General features: G+C 66.1%; 12 protein-coding genes. 4 read left to right on the forward strand and 8 right to left on the reverse strand.

The window, feature by feature from the left end; genetic code table 11:
* Positions 1-31 precede the first annotated feature (31 nt).
* Both QLQ85_RS05720 and QLQ85_RS05725 read left to right on the forward strand, forming a co-directional pair.
* The gene (locus QLQ85_RS05720) at positions 32-1,450 is read left to right on the forward strand and encodes an aspartate aminotransferase family protein (RefSeq protein WP_282738101.1); all 1,419 of its coding nucleotides are present in this window, start codon (positions 32-34) and stop codon (positions 1,448-1,450) included.
* A complete protein-coding gene (locus tag QLQ85_RS05725; protein WP_282738102.1) occupies positions 1,447-2,958 on the forward strand; it encodes an aldehyde dehydrogenase in 1,512 nt (503 codons plus the stop codon). Before QLQ85_RS05720 ends, QLQ85_RS05725 begins: the two co-directional genes overlap by 4 nt.
* A 71-nt stretch (positions 2,959-3,029) precedes the next feature.
* Here QLQ85_RS05725 and aguA read toward each other — a convergent pair whose 3' ends face one another.
* The 3 genes from aguA to QLQ85_RS05740 all read right to left on the reverse strand — a co-directional run bounded on the left by aguA (position 3,030) and on the right by QLQ85_RS05740 (position 7,141).
* A complete protein-coding gene (aguA, locus tag QLQ85_RS05730) occupies positions 3,030-4,154 on the reverse strand; it encodes an agmatine deiminase (protein WP_282738103.1) in 1,125 nt (374 codons plus the stop codon).
* A gap of 8 nt (positions 4,155-4,162) precedes the next feature.
* Positions 4,163-5,509, reverse strand: a complete 1,347-nt coding sequence (locus QLQ85_RS05735; protein ID WP_282738104.1) for a Na+/H+ antiporter NhaC family protein — start codon at positions 5,507-5,509, stop codon at positions 4,163-4,165.
* A gap of 207 nt (positions 5,510-5,716) precedes the next feature.
* Complete coding sequence (locus QLQ85_RS05740; RefSeq protein ID WP_282738105.1) at positions 5,717-7,141, reverse strand: aminotransferase; 1,425 nt, start codon at positions 7,139-7,141, stop codon at positions 5,717-5,719.
* A 174-nt stretch (positions 7,142-7,315) separates the two neighbouring features.
* Between QLQ85_RS05740 and QLQ85_RS05745 the strand changes: the two genes are divergently transcribed.
* Together QLQ85_RS05745 and QLQ85_RS05750 are read left to right on the forward strand one after the other, a co-directional pair.
* Complete coding sequence (locus QLQ85_RS05745; protein ID WP_282738106.1) at positions 7,316-8,563, forward strand: M20 family metallo-hydrolase; 1,248 nt, start codon at positions 7,316-7,318, stop codon at positions 8,561-8,563.
* The gene (locus QLQ85_RS05750; RefSeq protein ID WP_282738107.1) at positions 8,560-10,077 is read left to right on the forward strand and encodes an aldehyde dehydrogenase; all 1,518 of its coding nucleotides are present in this window, start codon (positions 8,560-8,562) and stop codon (positions 10,075-10,077) included. Before QLQ85_RS05745 ends, QLQ85_RS05750 begins: the two co-directional genes overlap by 4 nt.
* Before the next feature lie 157 nt (positions 10,078-10,234).
* On the opposite strand, the gene QLQ85_RS05755 is transcribed toward QLQ85_RS05750, so the two are convergent.
* The 5 genes from QLQ85_RS05755 to QLQ85_RS05775 form a co-directional block, all read right to left on the reverse strand.
* Positions 10,235-11,266, reverse strand: a complete 1,032-nt coding sequence (locus QLQ85_RS05755) for a M29 family metallopeptidase (protein ID WP_282738108.1) — start codon at positions 11,264-11,266, stop codon at positions 10,235-10,237.
* 188 nt (positions 11,267-11,454) lie between these two features.
* Positions 11,455-12,981, reverse strand: coding sequence for a sodium:solute symporter family protein (locus QLQ85_RS05760; protein ID WP_282738109.1), 1,527 nt, complete (start codon positions 12,979-12,981; stop codon positions 11,455-11,457).
* On the reverse strand, positions 12,974-13,162 hold the full coding sequence (locus QLQ85_RS05765; RefSeq protein ID WP_282738110.1) for a hypothetical protein: 189 nt from the start codon (positions 13,160-13,162) through the stop codon (positions 12,974-12,976). Before QLQ85_RS05765 ends, QLQ85_RS05760 begins: the two co-directional genes overlap by 8 nt.
* Before the next feature lie 24 nt (positions 13,163-13,186).
* A complete protein-coding gene (locus tag QLQ85_RS05770) occupies positions 13,187-16,186 on the reverse strand; it encodes a c-type cytochrome (RefSeq protein ID WP_282738111.1) in 3,000 nt (999 codons plus the stop codon).
* Positions 16,179-16,673 (reverse strand): (2Fe-2S)-binding protein, encoded by a 495-nt coding sequence (locus tag QLQ85_RS05775; RefSeq protein WP_282738112.1) that lies wholly within the window; start codon positions 16,671-16,673, stop codon positions 16,179-16,181. Before QLQ85_RS05775 ends, QLQ85_RS05770 begins: the two co-directional genes overlap by 8 nt.
* Positions 16,674-16,786: the final 113 nt, after the last annotated feature.

Below are 16,786 nucleotides of genomic sequence, written 5' to 3' on the forward strand. Positions count from 1 at the left end.
GGCCATCGACCCCGTTCCGGAGACTCCATCCATGCAGACCCCTGACGTTCACACCCATGAGTATCAGGCGCTGGACCGCGCCCACCACCTGCACCCCTTCACCGACTTCAAGGCCCTGGGCGAGGAGGGGAGCCGCATCATCACCCGTGCCGAGGGGGTCTATATCCATGACAGCGAGGGGCATCGCATCCTCGACGGCATGGCTGGCCTGTGGTGTGTCAACCTCGGCTATGGCCGCCAGGAACTGGTGGACGCCGCCACCGCCCAACTGCAGGAATTGCCCTACTACAACAACTTCTTCAAGACCACCCACCCCCCGGCGGTCAGGCTGGCCGCGAAGCTGTGTGACCTCGCCCCCGCGCATATCAATCATGTCTTCTTCACCGGCTCGGGGTCTGAGGCCAACGACACCATGCTGCGCATGGTGCGCCGCTACTGGGCGCTGAAGGGCCAGCCGCAGAAGCAGTGGATCATCGCCCGGGAGAACGGCTACCACGGTTCTACCCTGGCCGGCATGAGCCTCGGCGGCATGGCGCCCATGCACGACCAGGGCGGCCCGCCGGTGCCGAAGATCGCCCATGTGCGCCAGCCCTATTGGTTTGGTGAAGGGCGGTTCGCTGAAGGCCGCAACCAGGACCCCGAGGCCTTCGGCCGCGCCTGCGCCGAGGCCCTCGAGGCGCAGATCCTCGAGCTCGGCGAGCAGAACGTCGCCGCCTTCCTCGCCGAACCGGTGCAGGGGGCCGGCGGCGCCATCATTCCGCCGGCCAGCTACTGGCCGGCGGTGAAGGCGGTGCTGGCGAAGTACGATATCCTGTTGGTGGTCGACGAGGTGATCTGCGGCTTCGGCCGGCTGGGCGAGTGGTTCGGCAGCATCCACTACGACCTGAAGCCCGACCTGATGCCCATCGCCAAGGGGCTGTCGTCGGGCTACCTGCCCATCGGCGGGGTGCTGGTGGGCGACCGCGTCGCCGAGACCCTGATCGAGGAGGGCGGCGAGTTCTTCCACGGCTTCACCTACTCCGGCCATCCGGCCTGTGCCGCGGTGGCGTTGAAGAACCTCGAGCTGATGGACGCCGAGGGCATCGTCGAGCGGGTGCGCGATGATCTCGGCCCCTATCTGGCCCGCCGCTGGGCGGAGCTGGCCGACCACCCCATCGTCGGCGAGGCCCGCTCGCTGGGGCTGGTCGGGGCGCTGGAGCTGGTGGCCGACAAGGCCGGCGGCGGGCGTTTCGACAAGTCGCTCGCCGCCGGCAACCTGTGCCGTGACATCTGCTTCGAGCTGGGCCTGGTGATGCGTTCGGTGGGTGATACCATGATCATCTCGCCGCCGCTGGTGATCACCCGTGGCGAGATCGATGAGCTGGTGCGCCTGGCCCGCGCGGCCCTGGACGCGACCGCCGCCCGCCTGGCCGAGCTTCGCCAACCCGTTTCCGAGGAGTCCACCGCATGAGCATCGAGGCCCCCAAGACCCGTGACGACTGGCACGCCCTGGCACAGTCCTTGACACAGCCCCTGACGCTGGAGAGCCGCGCCTTTATCGACGACGCCTTCGTCGACGCGGCAAGCGGCGAGACCTTCGAGACCCTGAATCCCGCCACCGGCGAGACCCTGGCCCGCATCGCCAGCTGCGACGCCGCCGACGCCGAGCTCGCCGTGGGGCATGCCCGGGCGGCCTTCGCGCGTGGCGACTGGTCGCGGCTGGCGCCGGGCAAGCGCAAGAAGGTCATGCTCCGGCTCGCCGAGTTGATGGAGACGCACAGGCACGAGCTGGCGCTGCTCGATACCCTCGACATGGGCAAACCGGTATCGAGTTCGCTGGGCGACACCGCCGGCGCCATCGCCTGCCTGCGCTACAACGCCGAGTCCATCGACAAGCTCTACGGCGAGGTGGCGCCCACCGGCGAGGAGAGCCTGGCGCTGGTGTTGCGCGAGCCGCTGGGGGTGGTGGCCTCCATCGTGCCGTGGAACTTCCCGCTGATGATGACCGCCTGGAAGATCGCCCCGGCGCTGGCCGCCGGCAACAGCGTGATCCTCAAGCCCTCGGAGAAGTCGCCGCTCTCGGCACTGCGGCTGGCGCAGCTGGCCCACGAGGCCGGCATTCCCCGCGGCGTCTTCCAGGTACTGCCCGGCTTCGGCCACACCGTGGGCAAGGCGCTGGCGCTCTCCATGGAGGTCGACTGCCTGGCCTTCACCGGCTCCACCGGCACCGGCAAGCAGCTGATGCAGTACGCCGGCCAGTCGAACCTCAAGCGGGTCTATCTCGAGTGCGGCGGCAAGAGCCCGAACCTGGTCTTCGCCGACTGCAAGGATCTCGACGGGGTCGCCCGCCACGCCGCCGCGGCGATCTTCCACAACCAGGGCGAGGTGTGCATCGCCGGCTCCCGGTTGCTGGTGGAGAACTCGATCCGCGAGGCCTTCGTCGAGCGTGTATTGAAAGCAGCCGAGACCATGCAGCCCGGCGACCCCCTCGACCCGGCCAGTTTCATGGGCGCCATCGTCGACGAGGCCCAGCACCGACGCATCCTCGACTATATCCGCCAGGGGGTGGAGGAGGGCGCCCGGCTGTGCGCCGGTGGCCAGGCCATCGAGGGCCAGGGGCTCTTTATCCCGCCCACGGTGTTCGACGGCGTGACGCCGGCCATGACCATCGGCCGCGAGGAGATCTTCGGCCCGGTGCTCTCGGTATTCGGCTTCGACAGCGAGGAGGAGGCCGTGGCCATGGCCAATGACAGCGTCTACGGCCTGGCGGCGGGGCTGTGGAGCCAGGACATCGACCGCATCCTGCGGGTGACGCGCCGGCTGCAGTCGGGGCAGGTGTTCGTCAACAACTGGGCCGGCGGCGACCAGACGGTGCCCTTCGGCGGGGTCAAGCAGTCGGGCAACGGCCGCGACAAGTCCCACCACTCCCTCGAGGAGTACTCGGAACTCAAGAGCGTCTGGATAGCGCTGTCGACCTGATATCCCGGGTATCGTGAGCAGCACGACGACGCCGGCCCTCGAGGCCGGCGTCGTCGTGCCGGCGGCTCGCCTCAGGGCCGCGGCTGTTGCTGGGTGATGCAGTGGATGTTGCCGCCGCCGAGCAGGATCTCCCGGGCCGGCACGCCGATCACCTGGCGCCCGGGGAAGAGCCCCTGGAGGATCTCCCGGGCCGTCTCGTCATGGGCCGGGTCGAGCAGCGGCATCACCACCACCGAGTTGCCGATGTAGAAGTTGACGTAGGAGCCGGCCATGCGGTCGCCGGGCCGACGCGGGTGCGAGTGGCTGAGGCGGTCGATGCCGCTGGCCTCGTCCTCGGCGATATGCAGCGGCCCCGGCTGGGGCAGCTTGTGCACCCTCAGGCGCCGCCCCTTGGCATCGGTGGCATTCTCCAGCACCGCCAGCGCCTCCCGGGAGATGGCATGCTGGGGGTCGCTCTCGTCGTCGCACCAGGTCAGGGCCACCTCGCCGGGGGCGACGAAGCAGCAGAGGTTGTCCACGTGGCCGTCGGTCTCGTCGAGATGACAGCCCCGAGGCAGCCAGATCACCTTCTCCACCCCCAGGGTGTCGCGCAGGACCCGCTCCATCCCCGCGCGGTCGAGTGAGGGATTGCGGTTGGCGTTGAGCAGGCACTCCTCGGTGGTGATCAGGGTGCCCTCGCCGTCCACATGGAGGGCGCCGCCCTCGAGCACCACCGGCGCCGCGAAGCGCGGAATGCCCAGCATCTCGGCGATCTTGGTGCGGATACGGCGATCCTTGTCCCAGGGGAAGTAGAGCCCACCTTCGAGGCCGCCCCAGGCGTTGAACTCCCAGTCGACCAGGGCCAGGCGGCCGTCGGGGTGGGTGAGGAAGGTGGGCCCCACGTCGCGCATCCAGGCGTCGTTGCTGGAGAGCTCCACCACCCGCACCCGGGGTGGCAGCTGGTGGCGGGCGTTCTCGTACTGGTCGTCGTTGACGCCGACATACACTGTCTCGCTCTCGGCGATGGCGTTGGCCACCGCCACGAAGGCCTGCTGGGCCGGCTTGGCCCCAAGGCGCCAGGTGTCGGGCCGCTGGGGCCACAGCATCCAGCAGGCGTCGTGGGGAGCGAACTCGGCGGGCATGGCGAAGCCCAGGGCCGCGGGGGTGGGTGTCCCGTTCGGCGTGGCGACGTTATCGGTCTCGAGGGGATGTGTCATGGTCGTTCTCACAGGTGGCCCACCATCAGGAAGACGGCGGCGGCGATAGTCGCGGCGATCAGCACATAGGGGAGCTGGGTCAGGGCATGGGCCATGGGGGTGCAGCCGCTGCCCTGGGCGGAGAGCACGGTGGAGTCGCCGTAGAAGCAGGCGTGGCTGCCGAAGGCGCTGGCCGAGATCAGGGCGCCGATCACCAGCGGCATATGGCTGTCCATGCTCGCCGCCAGCGGCAGCACGATGGGCATGGCCACGGCGAACAGCCCCCAGAAGGAGCCGGTGGCGAAGGCCAGGAAGGCCATGGTGACGAACACCACCGCCGGCAGCATCCCGGGCGTCATCAGTGGCTGCACCGTGGCGATCACGTAGCCGGTGAGCCCCAGCACGTCGTTGACCTCCTTGAGGGTGAAGCCGGCCACCAGGGTCCCCAGCGGCATGATCATCGCCTTGAAGCCCTCCAGCGCCGTGTCGAAGGTGTCGTGGAAGCTCAACAGCCGCTGGCCGAAGATCAGCACCAGGGTCACCGCCAGCGCCACGATCACCCCGCGCAGGATGTCGATCTCGAAGTACCAGGTGAAGCCGATCAGGGTGGCGATGGGCAGCAGGAAGTTGAGCAGGTGCGGCCGCTTGCCGCCGGTGTCCTCGACCTCCAGGGCGTTGTCGTCGACGCCTTCCGGCATCAGCCGGCCGGCGGCGGCGCGGGCCTCGGCGGCCTTCATCGGGCCGAGATCGGGGATCACGCCGATAGCGACGAGCGGCACGATGGCGGCGGCCACCCAGGCGTAGAACATGAAGGGGATCGCCTCGATATAGAGGCCCATGCCGTTGCCGGCGACGTCGTTGTCCTCCAGCAGGCCGGCGAAGAACACCGCCCAGGTGGAGAAGGGCACCAGGATGCAGATCGGCGCGGCGGTGGAGTCCACCACGTAGGCCAGCTTCTCGCGCGAGATATTGAAGCGGTCGGTGATCTTCTTCATCGAGGCGCTGATGGTCAGCGCATTGAGGTAGTCGTCGACGAAGATCACCAGGCCGAGCAGCCAGGTGGCCAGCAGGCTCTGGCGGCGACCATGGATGCGCCGGGTGATCGCATCGCCGAAGCTCAGCACGCCGCCGGTCTTGACCAGCAGGGCGATCAGGCTGCCGAACAGGCCGCAGACCAGGATGATCCAGGTCACGGTGTCGTTGCCCAGCACCTCGAGCAGGATATCGGAGCCCTGGCTCACGACCCGGGTGGGCTCGACCATCAGCAGGCCCACCAGGGCACCGGCCAGCAGCGACTCGATGGTGCGGCGGGTGATGATGGCCATGCCCAGCACCACGGCGGTGGGGAGCAGGCTCCAGGCACCAAAACTTTCCATACAAGACTCTCTATTATCGTTGTGGTCGTTGTCTCAAGTGCCGGTCAGCCGGCCTTGGGGCAGAGAGATGAGCGCCGGGGGCAAGACGAAGCGAGGGTCTTTTGCCAGGGACGGCAAAAGTAGCGCCCATGGACGGGTTCACAGCGCCCTCGCACAGACTTGTCGCCGGCAAAGCTCATCTCCTTCGCTGGGTGGTGAAAGCCGCTCTTAGAGGAAGCCGTCGGCGCGTAGAGAGGCCGTGGTGGCGGCGAAGGCCTCGTCGAGGATCGCCACCACCCGGTCGACCACCTCGCGGTCCCAGATCAGCGGCGGCGAGATAATGTTGAGGTGGCCCACCGGACGGATGATCAGGCCGCGCTGCTGGGCCTCGGCGGCGACCCGGTCGCCGACCCGCGCCTCCACGGGCAGCAGTGCCTTGGTGGCCTTGTCGGCGACGTTCTCGATGGCCAGCATGAAGTGGCTCCCCCGCACGTCTCCTACAGTGGCGTGACCCGCCAGGGTCTTGAGCTGCCGCTCCAGATAAGGCCCCACCTCGCGCACGTTCGCGCAGATCCCCTCGCGCTCCATGATCTCGATGTTCGCGAGCGCCGCCGCACAGCTCACCGGGTGACCGGAGTAGGTGAAGCCGGTGCTCAGTACGCCGCCCTTGCGCTGGGGAGTGCCCAGCACCTCGAAGAGGTCATCGGAGATCAGGGTGGCGCCCAGGGGCGCATAGCCCGACGACAGCCCCTTGGCGCAGTTGATGATATCCGGCCGGGTGTCGAAGACCGCCTCGGAGGCGAAGAAGTGGCCCAGGCGGCCGAAGCCGGTGACCACCTCGTCGGCGATAAAGAGGATGTCGTTGGCGCGACACACCGCCTGCATGCGGGCGTGGTAGCCCTTCGGCGCCATCAGCACGCCGCCGGCGCCCATGATCGGCTCGGCGATAAAGGCGGCAATGTTATCCGCACCAAGGCGCTCGATGGTCTCTTCCAGCTCGGCCACCAGCTGGTCGCAGTAGTCCGCCTCGCTCATGTCCTCGGGGCGGCGGTAGAGGTTGGCTTCGCTGAGATGGGTGACCAGGTGGTCGAGGGTGTCGAAGTCCCAGTTGTTGCTCTCGATGCCTGTCAGGCTGGCGGCCAGGTAGGTGGTGCCGTGGTAGGCGTTACGGCGTGACAGGATGCGCTTCTTGTTCGGCTTGCCCAGGCGGTTGAAGTAGTAGTGCACCAGGCGGATGGTGGCGTCGTTGGCCGCCGAGCCGCCGCAGCTGTAGAACACGTGGTTGAGGTGGGCCGGGGCCAGCTCGGCGAGCTTGGCCGCCAGCTCCGTCGCCGGGGCATTGGAGAGGTTGTTGAAGGTGGAGAAGTAGGCCATGCGGGTGGCCTGGTCGGCCATGGCCTGGCCGATCTCGGCGCGGCCGTGGCCCACGTTGACGCACCACAGGCCGGCGATGCCGTCGATGAAACGGTTGCCGTGGGCATCCGAGACGTAGATGCCGTCGCTGTCGGTGATCAGGTCGCAGCCCTTGTCGTGGAAGACGCTGAAGTCGGTGAAGGGGTGGATGAAATGATCCTTGTCCTTCTGCCATAGCGCCTGGGCGTCGTAGTGCCGCGTCGGCTGGGTGGGGCGGGCGGGGGTCGCTGTCGTTGTCATGAGGGGCTCCTCTCTCGGTGTCTCGTGGTGACCGACAGGGCCAGCCTAAGCAGGGCGAGGGTGCCGCCTGTATATCCTGATTGGGGTATATCGGCGCGCTCGGGGGGCCGCCTAAGGTGTAGCCATTCCGCAGCAAGCAACAAGCACCATTCACAAGAACGGGGGAGGCACCTTATGACGGTTTCCATCGACGGCCAGCGGCTCTGGTCGAGCCTGATGGCCATGGCCGAGATCGGCCCCACCGCGAACGGCGGCAGCTGCCGCCTGGCGCTCACCGAGGAGGACGCCGCCGGGCGGCGCCTGCTGATCGAGTGGTGCGAGGCGATCGGCTGCAGCCTGCGGGTCGACCGGGTCGGCAACCTCTTTATCCGCCGCCCCGGCAAGCGCGACGATCTCGACCCGGTAGCCACCGGCAGCCACCTGGATACCCAGCCCAGGGGCGGGCGCTTCGACGGCATCCTCGGGGTGCTGGCGGGCCTGGAGGTGTTCCGCACCCTGCACGACCAGGGCATCGTCACCGAGCGGCCGCTGGAACTGGTGGTGTGGACCAACGAGGAGGGCAGTCGCTTCGCCCCGGCCATGGTGGCCTCCGGTGCCTTCGCCGGCGAGTTCAGTGAGGAGTACACCCTGTCGCGGGCGGATCGTGACGGCGTGACCCTGGGCCAGGCCCTGGAGGCCAGCGGCTTCGCCGGCGAGATGCCCCTCGGCGAGCCGCGCCTGGCGAGCTTCTTCGAGCTGCATATCGAGCAGGGCCCGGTGCTGGAGGAGGAGGGCGAGGCCATCGGCGTGGTCACCGGGGTGCAGGGCATGCGCTGGTTCGACGTGACCCTGCGCGGCCAGCCGGCCCATGCCGGCCCCACCCCCATGGCCTATCGTCGCGATGCCCTGGCCGCGTGCGCCCGATTGATCGACCGCTTGCAGGGCCATGCGCTGGCGGATACCAGTGGCGGCACCAAGGTCACCTTCGGCTGCCTGGAGATCGACAGCCCGTCGCGTAACGTGATTCCCGGCGAGGTGCGCCTGACCGTGGATCTGCGCCACGTCGACGAAGCCGAGCTGGACGCCCTGGAGGCGCGCTTCGACCGGGAGCTGGCCGCCCTCACCGAGGCCTTCGGCATCGAGACCGCGAGCGAGCGCCTCTGGGCCTCGCCGGTGGTGGTCTTCGATGCCGGCTGCATCGAGGCCGTGGAGCGGGCCGCCCGGGCCCAGGGCGTGCCCTGGCGCCGCATGATGAGCGGCGCCGGCCACGACGCCGTCTATGTCTCCCGGGTCGCCCCCACGTCGATGATCTTCATCCCCTGCCGCGACGGCATCAGCCATAACGAGGCGGAGTACGCCACCCCGGAGCACTGCGCCCTGGGCGCCCAGGTGCTCCTGGACGCCATGCTGGAACGCGCAAACACCCTGGAGGCGAGCCAATGAGTGCCATCGAGTCCGTTCAGTCTCCCACCACCAAGGCCGACTGGCAGGCCCTGGCCGACGCCGTGATCTCGAGCCTGGAGACCCGCGCCTTTATCGACGACGCCTTCGTCGAGGCCGTGAGCGGCACGACCCTGGCCACCCTCAACCCGGCCAGCGGCGAGACCCTGGCGCAGGTTGCCAGCTGCTACGCCGCCGACGCCGAGCTCGCGGTGGCCGCGGCCCGCAGTGCCCATGCCCGGGGCGACTGGTCGCGGCTGGCGCCGGCCGAGCGCAAGCGGGTGCTGCTGCGGCTCGCCGAGCTGATGGAGGCGCATCAACATGAATTGGCGCTGCTCGATACCCTGGACATGGGCAAGCCGGTGTCGAGCTCGCTGGGCGATATCGCCGGGGCCATTGGCTGCCTGCGCTATACCGCCGAGGGCATCGACAAGGTCTACGGTGAGGTGGCCCCCACCGGCGACGACAGCCTGGGCCTGGTGCTGCGCGAGCCGCTGGGGGTGGTGGCGGCCATCGTGCCCTGGAACTTCCCGCTGATGATGACCGCCTGGAAGATCGCCCCGGCGCTGGCCGCCGGCAACTGCGTGATCCTCAAGCCCTCGGAGAAGTCGCCGCTCTCGGCGCTGCGCCTGGCCCAACTGGCCAAGGAGGCGGGCCTGCCGCGGGGCGTCTTCCAGGTGCTGCCGGGCTACGGCCATACCGTGGGCAAGGCCCTGGCGCTGTCCATGGAGGTCGACTGCCTGGCCTTTACCGGCTCCACCCAGGTGGGCAAGCAACTGATGCAGTATGCCGGCCAGTCCAACCTCAAGCGGGTCTACCTGGAGTGCGGCGGCAAGAGCCCCAACCTGGTATTCGCCGACTGCAGGAACCTGGACCAGGTGGCCCAGCACGCCGCCGCGGCCATCTTCCACAACCAGGGCGAGGTGTGTATCGCCGGCTCGCGGCTCTTGGTGGAGAACTCGATCCGCGAGGCCTTCGTCGACCAGGTGATCGAGGCCGCCAGGGGCATGCAGCCCGGCGATCCGCTCGACCCCGCAAGTTTTATGGGTGCGATGGTGGACGAGACCCAGTATCGCCGGGTGCTCGACTATATCGCCAAGGGCCGCGAGGAGGGCGCCCGGCTGCGTGCCGGCGGCAAGGCCCTCGACGGCCCCGGCTACTTTATTCCGCCGACCGTCTTCGACGGCGTGACGCCGGCCATGACCATCGGCCGCGAGGAGATCTTCGGCCCGGTGCTCGCGGTGTTCGGCTTCGACAACGAGGACGAGGCCGTGGCCATGGCCAACGACAGCGACTACGGCCTGGCCGCGGGGCTATGGAGCCAGGATATCGACCGCGTCATGCGCCTCTCCCGCAAGCTCCAGTCCGGTCAGGTCTTCGTCAACAACTGGGCCGACCCGGACATGACGGTGCCCTTCGGCGGCGTCAAGCAGTCCGGCAACGGCCGCGACAAGTCCCTGCACTCCCTGGCGGAGTACACCGAACTCAAGACCGTATGGATGGCGCTGACGCCCTGAGCCGTCTTCCCGTGCGCTGATGGGGGCTGCCCTCGTAGTTTGCCGGCTCCTGTGCCTCCAGTGCCGGCTTATTAATCTGCTGAGTTGGCAAATCCCCCTTGCCTATTGGCATCCCTCATAAGCCACTCTGTATTCGATACCTGCAGGTACAGGGTGGCTACCTTCTTGGGATGCTGATCTCCTTGTCTACGATATCGCCGTCGATGACAATGGGGTTGTCATCGAGGAATAGAGAACAGTTCCTCATGGGAATGTCCAAGTGACAGGCCGTATCGTTTTTTCCGCCAAGCTCATTGTTTGGACCTGTTGAAAACATGACATTCCCATAAAAGCTTCTGGGTTCCATGCCCATGCCGCCGGGGAATTCTCCTGGAACCATTCTATGCCATTTGGCATCTCGGTTCATTCCCCAGCCGACGTGACTCATACCAAAGCCACGTTCATCATTGAAATCTTTCATATACGATTTAACGATATCGGCATCAAGTCCTCCTCGAATATCTGTAATCCACCCTTTTTCTATCGTGTAGGTAATCGGCTCGCGGACATAGATATTTTGGGGCAGCAGGACGTCACCGGGAGCAACGACGATCTGACCATCAACGCCGTCGTCGTCCCCGCCTGTAAAAACAAACCCTGACGGCCAATGATCCCATCGTCCCGGCTCGTCTGTACAGGCGTACTCTGTGACGGTAGGGTAAGTGTTTAGTTTGTATGTGACATCCGTGCCATGAGCTGAAGTGATACGCATCACCTTTGCTTTTGAAAGAAGTTCGCCGGCTATCTCGACCTTCTCCTTTAGCTCTTGGTTAGGAAGCATTTTGGCCAGAAGTTCCGGGGGCTCTACGACAGTGAGTATGCGCGTCCCCGCTGCCTGTATGGCCATTTGCTCTGGTGAAAAAAGCAGAAAAATACAGTCTATCAGCATGTCGCATTGTTTCAATGCGTCAACTGCCTCAGGCATGCTTGATAAGCTGTTGATGCCGACATTCCAGCCTCCAGAAGGTAGTGGAGCTGGCAAGCGCATGTGATACATTTTGGCTCCAATCCTCTGTCCTGCCGCCATGAATGCGTCAGCGTAGTCTATTCTTTCATTTCCCTGTGTTAGAACGATCACTTTTTCGCCTTCGTGAACGCCCGACATTTTTAGCTGATGAAGGCAAATTTCTGAAAAGCTCGCCTGGTCCATAATGTTCTCCGCTTCAGGTAGGTGGTTGAGGTTCAAGGCTTGGGATACGTCGTGCGAATCTGGCTTGAATGAGAGTTGATTGTTGGCATGCCGCCTTTGGTAGTTGAGCGCTCTAGGACAGGGGGCGATTTCGCCCCCCTGTCGAGCGCTACTTACGCTATTGGTTTGTGTGCAGTGTGTCCGTGTTGCTACTGGACTTTACTCTGAAGTGATGGAGGAAATTCTGTCTCGCTTTCCTTGGGTTTCTGTGACTTTTTTGAAAGCTCTTCCTTGATAGCTTCCATAAAATTATCGGCAGAAGTTTGGCATGGTTGGGTAGCAAGGCTTACGCCAACGAATAGTACGCTGGAGGCGATGATTCCCCAGATCCCAGCGGGGAGTCCCAGGAAGGAGTTGCCGATGGCGTAGACGAACAGTACGAAGGCGCCGGTGCCCAGCACGCTCACCAGAGCGCCGGCGGCAGTACCGCGTTTCCAATAGAAGGCACCGATGATCGCCGGCACCATGGCCACCAACCCGGAGGAGGCCGCCACCGACAGTACCGCGATCAGGTCGAGCTGTAGCTCGGCGAAGCCCAGCGCCATGAGCGCGATTACCGGAATGACGATCTTGCCGACCAGCAGCTGACGCTTCTCGCTGGCACCCGGTTTGACATTGGCATAGACGTCACGCGCCAGCATCGAGGAGAGGGTCAGCATGATCGAGTCGATGGTGGAGACCGCCGCGGCCATGATGCCGATCATCACGATGACGCCCAGCACCGGCGGCACGAACTCGGACGCCAGCAGCGATGGTGTGGCCAGGTCGGCGCTTTCCAGGCCCGGGAAGGCGGCCAGGGCCGAGAAGCCCCAGAGGACCGACACCAGGGTGTAGATGAAGCCGAAGACCAGGAAGCCGATCAGCATCTGCCGCATGGAGCGCAGCGAGGAAGGCATGAACAGCCGCTGGCTGACCTGGGGATTGGACAGGCTGAAGAAGAACCAGGGGATGGTCAGGCCGAGGAAGGTGATGAAGCTGAACAGGCCGGAGCCCGGTACCGTCAGCGACTGGGGGTGCTCGGTGGCCAGGGCATCGAACAGAGCGGCGAAGCCACCCAGTCCCTGGATGACCAGGAAGGCGACCAGTGTCGAGGCGACGATCATCATGATCGCCTGCAGCGAGTCGGTCCACATGACCGAGCGAATGCCTGCCACATAGGAGAAGAAGATCGCGATCGCCGTGGCCAGCATCACCCCGGTGGTGAAGGGAATAGCGCCGTTGGTGGTGCCTTGCAGCAGGTAGCCGACCCCCGCCAGTTGCACTGCCGCATAGGGAATCAGGAAGATGCAGCTGGCGACCGACACCGCCATGGCGACCCGCTTGCTGTTGTAGCGGTGCCCCAGCATCTCGCTCGGGGTCACGAAGTTGAACTTCTTGCCGACGGCCCAGAACTTCGGCCCGAAGATGGCCACCAGCGAGACACCCGCGAAGTAGATGATCTCGAAGCCCAGGGCGCCGACGCCACCGGCGTAGGTGAGCCCGGCGAGCCCCACCATCATGAAGGCACTGTAGGTCGTCGCACTATAGCTCAACGCCGACACGAAGCCGTTCATCTGCCGGTTACCCAGGAAGTAGCCCGACATGCTCTCCGACTTGCCTTGGCGCGATAGGATGGCGATGCCGATGGCAATCAAGAGGTAGATGGCGATCGACCACCAGATCAGTGACTCAGTCATTGCTGTGCTCCTCGAAGTCCTTGGTGATGAAGAGGTTCAGAGCGATGACCGCGAGACCGGCAATCGTCCAGAACAGGAAGCTGCCATACCATGCCTGCACATCGGTCAACAGCGTGTAGGGAACCAGGTAGCAGAGCAGGACCACTGCCCAGACCAGCCATATCCACTTGCTTCTTTTCATGATCAACCTCGTCTTGTTGTTGCGTCAGGGGTGGGGGGAAGGACTGTTGTTATGCTGGCGAATCGTCGTCACGCGCGACTCGATGTTTCGCCAGGGGGCTTGGTCGGGCGCAAAACGCGCCCGTAGATAGGCCGTCAGGGTGACGACCTGGGAGTCGCTGAAACTGTCGGCGAAACCGGGCATATTGCCGAGACCGGGTACATGGTCGGCATGCACGCCACCCAGGATCGACTGGATGACGTTGTCGGGATGCTGGCTATGTAGGTTGGTGTTCAATGCCAGCGCGGTCTGGGCGCTGGTGAAGGAAGGCGCGCCACTATCCATATGGCAGCTGGCGCAGGCCCCTCCGAACAGGCGCTCTCCCTCCTCCATGCCAACGGGGCCGCTTTGAGCCGTGGCGATGCGCGCCGCGGCGTCGGCTCGTACGGTCTCGCTATCGCCCGCCGGTGCGCCCATCTGAACCGCCACATAGTGAGCCAGGGCGCGTACGTCATACTCGGGCAGCTTGCCCAGGCCGGCCACCACCGGTGCCATGGGGCCCGAGGCCGCTCCATGCAGTGACGACGCGCCGTGGCGCAGGTAATCGTAGAGGGAGGCCTCGCTCCAGGGAATCGGCGAGCTTGATAACCGATTGAGCGGCGGGGCCTCCCAGCCGTCCACCATGGCACCGGCCAGGCTGTGCTCTCCCTTCCGCTCGGCCCCCATGGCGTTGCGCGGCGTGTGACAGGCGCTGCAGTGCCCCAGGCCCTCGGCGAGGTAGGCGCCGCGGTTGTAGAGATCGCTCTGGCCAGGATCGGCCTCGAAGGGGCTGGGGTCGTGGTAGAGAGCGTTCCAGCCGGCCATCAATGGTCGGAAGTTGAACGGAAAGCTCAGCGCATTGGCCGGTGTCTCGGCGCTCACCGCGGGCTGCGCCATCAGGTAGGCATACAGCGCCTGCATGTCGGCATCGCTGATCTTGGCGAAGGCCGGGTAAGGGAAGGCCGGATAAAGATGCTTGCCATCGCGGCTGATGCCGTGACGCATGGCGCGTTCGAAGGCCGCATAGGACCACTGGCCAATCCCGGTCCCCTCGTCGGGCGTCAGGTTGGTGCTGTAGAGGGTCCCGAAGGGCGTCTCGAAGGCGCGCCCACCGGCATTCTCCCGACCTCCCTCGGCGGTATGGCAGGCCGCACAGTCGCCGGCCGCGGCCACCAGGCGTCCGCGTTCGATGGTCTCGGCGGAATAGAGGTTGGCCGCGGGGCGGTTGATCGGTGCAATCGCTCCCTTCCAGGGCCAGGCCATGACCGCCGTGCCGGCCACCGCGGTCAGGGCCGCCGCCTTGAGCCAGCGGCGTCCGGGGCGCCGGGTCGGTCTGCCGGGTGCCTCTTCCTGCAAGGGATTGGCCTGGTCCTGGAGAGCCTGACGTACGCGGCCGGCGGTGAAGGGTGGCTGGCGGAAGCGCACGCCGGTGGCATCGAACAGCGCATTGGCGATCACCGCCACGCCGGGTGCAAGATTCACGTCGTCGAGCGGCTGCGGCAGCGAGGTCGTCGCCTCGCCGTCTGCGCTCTCCTTGGTTGGCATGTCGGTGCGGGTCGCCAGCGCACCGACAGGCGTCGGGTCGACATTCCGAGCGTCCTCGCTGCCATCGCCCCATTCGTCGAAGGCCGGGTCGCGTCCCAGCAGCGGGCGAGCGCTACCCAGCACCCGGGTCTGCAGTGTCTGCTGCAGGCGATCCGTATCTACCTCGGGGCCGGCGTCCTGGCCGACCACCAGCCGAGTCAAGGTCACGTCGCCGGTGATACCGTTGACCTCCACGTCGGCGATCCAGGCCGAGCGCACGCCTTCCGGGATTCGTTGATGGCGGTTGGGCAACTGGGCATAGGCGAAGCCGCGACCGCGCAGCCGATCCGGCGATGTGGAGGCAGCGGACGACAGCGCTTCGCCCCACCGGGCACGCTGCGACACCGAGGCGATCAGCTCGACGCCACGGGCATTGTCGAGGTGACGTAGCCGCAGCGCCAGGGGGTCCTGACCACTGTCGTGGGCCACTTCATCCAGAAAGGATTCCCGGGCAAAGGCCTGCTGAATCTCGGCGAGGCTCTCGCTGTGCCGACCGGCACCATGATCGTCGCGGCGGGTGGTCAGTTGGGCGCTACTGAAGGCATAGGGCGAGAAGGGCGGTGTTCCGCCGGCTTCGGTCCGCCGGATGGGCGGCCTGCCGCAGAGCCACAGGCCCACGGCGGCGATATCGCCCGAGGCATGGGCCTGATGGTAGCGGTAGTCGGCGATATCGCCGCTCTCCGCCAAGTCGGCGCTCAGGGTGATGCGCTGTGCCTGGCCCAGGGCATGCACATCACGGGTGTAGGCGGCATCCAGCCATACCGCCACGGGGCAGCCCAGTTGCCGGGACATCACTGCGGCATCCGCGGCGGCGTCGTCACCGCAGTGGCGACCCAGGCCGGAGACCCGCGCCGGGGTGTTCCCGTAGAGTTCGATCCGCTCGGCCGGCAGACCGGTGAGGGTCACCAGGTCGTGGATCAAGGCCTCCGGCGTGACGGTCTCTCCCCACAGCATCAGGCGTTGATCGGAGCAATCGGCCACCACCCAGCCGGGGGTATCGCCCCAGCGCAGGCGGCTCGGCCAGCCATAGTCATGGCGATGGGCCGAGGTCACCTCGTCATGTTCAGCCGCCAGCTCCCGGGACGCCGCCCCGGTTGCCATGGGAAGCGGGGCGGCGCCACCTTGACCTGCGCCGGAGGGCGCCCGCCATTCGAGCCGCAGGCGACGCGCGGCGTCTTGCGCTGCGGCCAGACTGTCGGCCACCACGCCCACGAAATCGCCCTCGGTGACGACTTCAACCCGGCCCGGCAGGCCCGCCACGCTGGTCCGATCCACGGCTACCAGTCGATCGCTGACGAAGTGCTCGCCGTTCCAGGCATAGTGGGGCGGCCTTACCGCTACGCCAAAGCGCTTGGGCGACGCCAGCGGAGCGGGGAGCTCATTGGGTTCAGCCCGGGGGGTGGGGGGCTGCCGATCACTCATGGGGCGCCTCCGGCGACTCTGCGGCGTTGATTGCCACGGCGCGATTCGCCGCCTCGAGGATCTCCACGTGGGTGCCGCAGCGACAGAGGTTGTACTCCAGAGCGTCCCGCAATTGGGCCGATGAGGGCCGAGGAGTGTGATTGAGCAGGGCGCGCACGCTGATGATCATGCCATTGAGGCAGTAGCCGCATTGGGCGGCCTGGGCATCGATGAAGGCGCGCTGGACGGGGTCGAGGCGGCCTTCGCTGGCCAGGCCCTCGAGGGTAAGGATCTCATGCCCGACCGCGACCGAAACCGGCAGCACACAGGCCCGGGCGGCCATGCCGTCGATCAGCACACTGCAGGCACCGCACTCGCCCAGGCCGCAGCCGTACTTGGGGCCATTGAGCTCCAGGTCATTGCGCAGGACGGTCAACAGGGGAGTGTCCGGCGGTATTGCCAGCTCGTACGAGCGGCCATTAACAGTCAGGGAGATCGCTTCGGTCATAGGGACTCGTCGTTATTCTTGGCGTTATCCACATTTTCGACTCCTGAGGGAGCCAATTCAGGCATCACCCTGCGCCTCCTTTGAGGATCCGGATGTGCTGATTGATTGCAGTG

Origin of the sequence: Halomonas kalidii, assembly GCF_030010475.1 — a bacterium.
Taxonomy (GTDB): domain Bacteria; phylum Pseudomonadota; class Gammaproteobacteria; order Pseudomonadales; family Halomonadaceae; genus Halomonas; species Halomonas heilongjiangensis.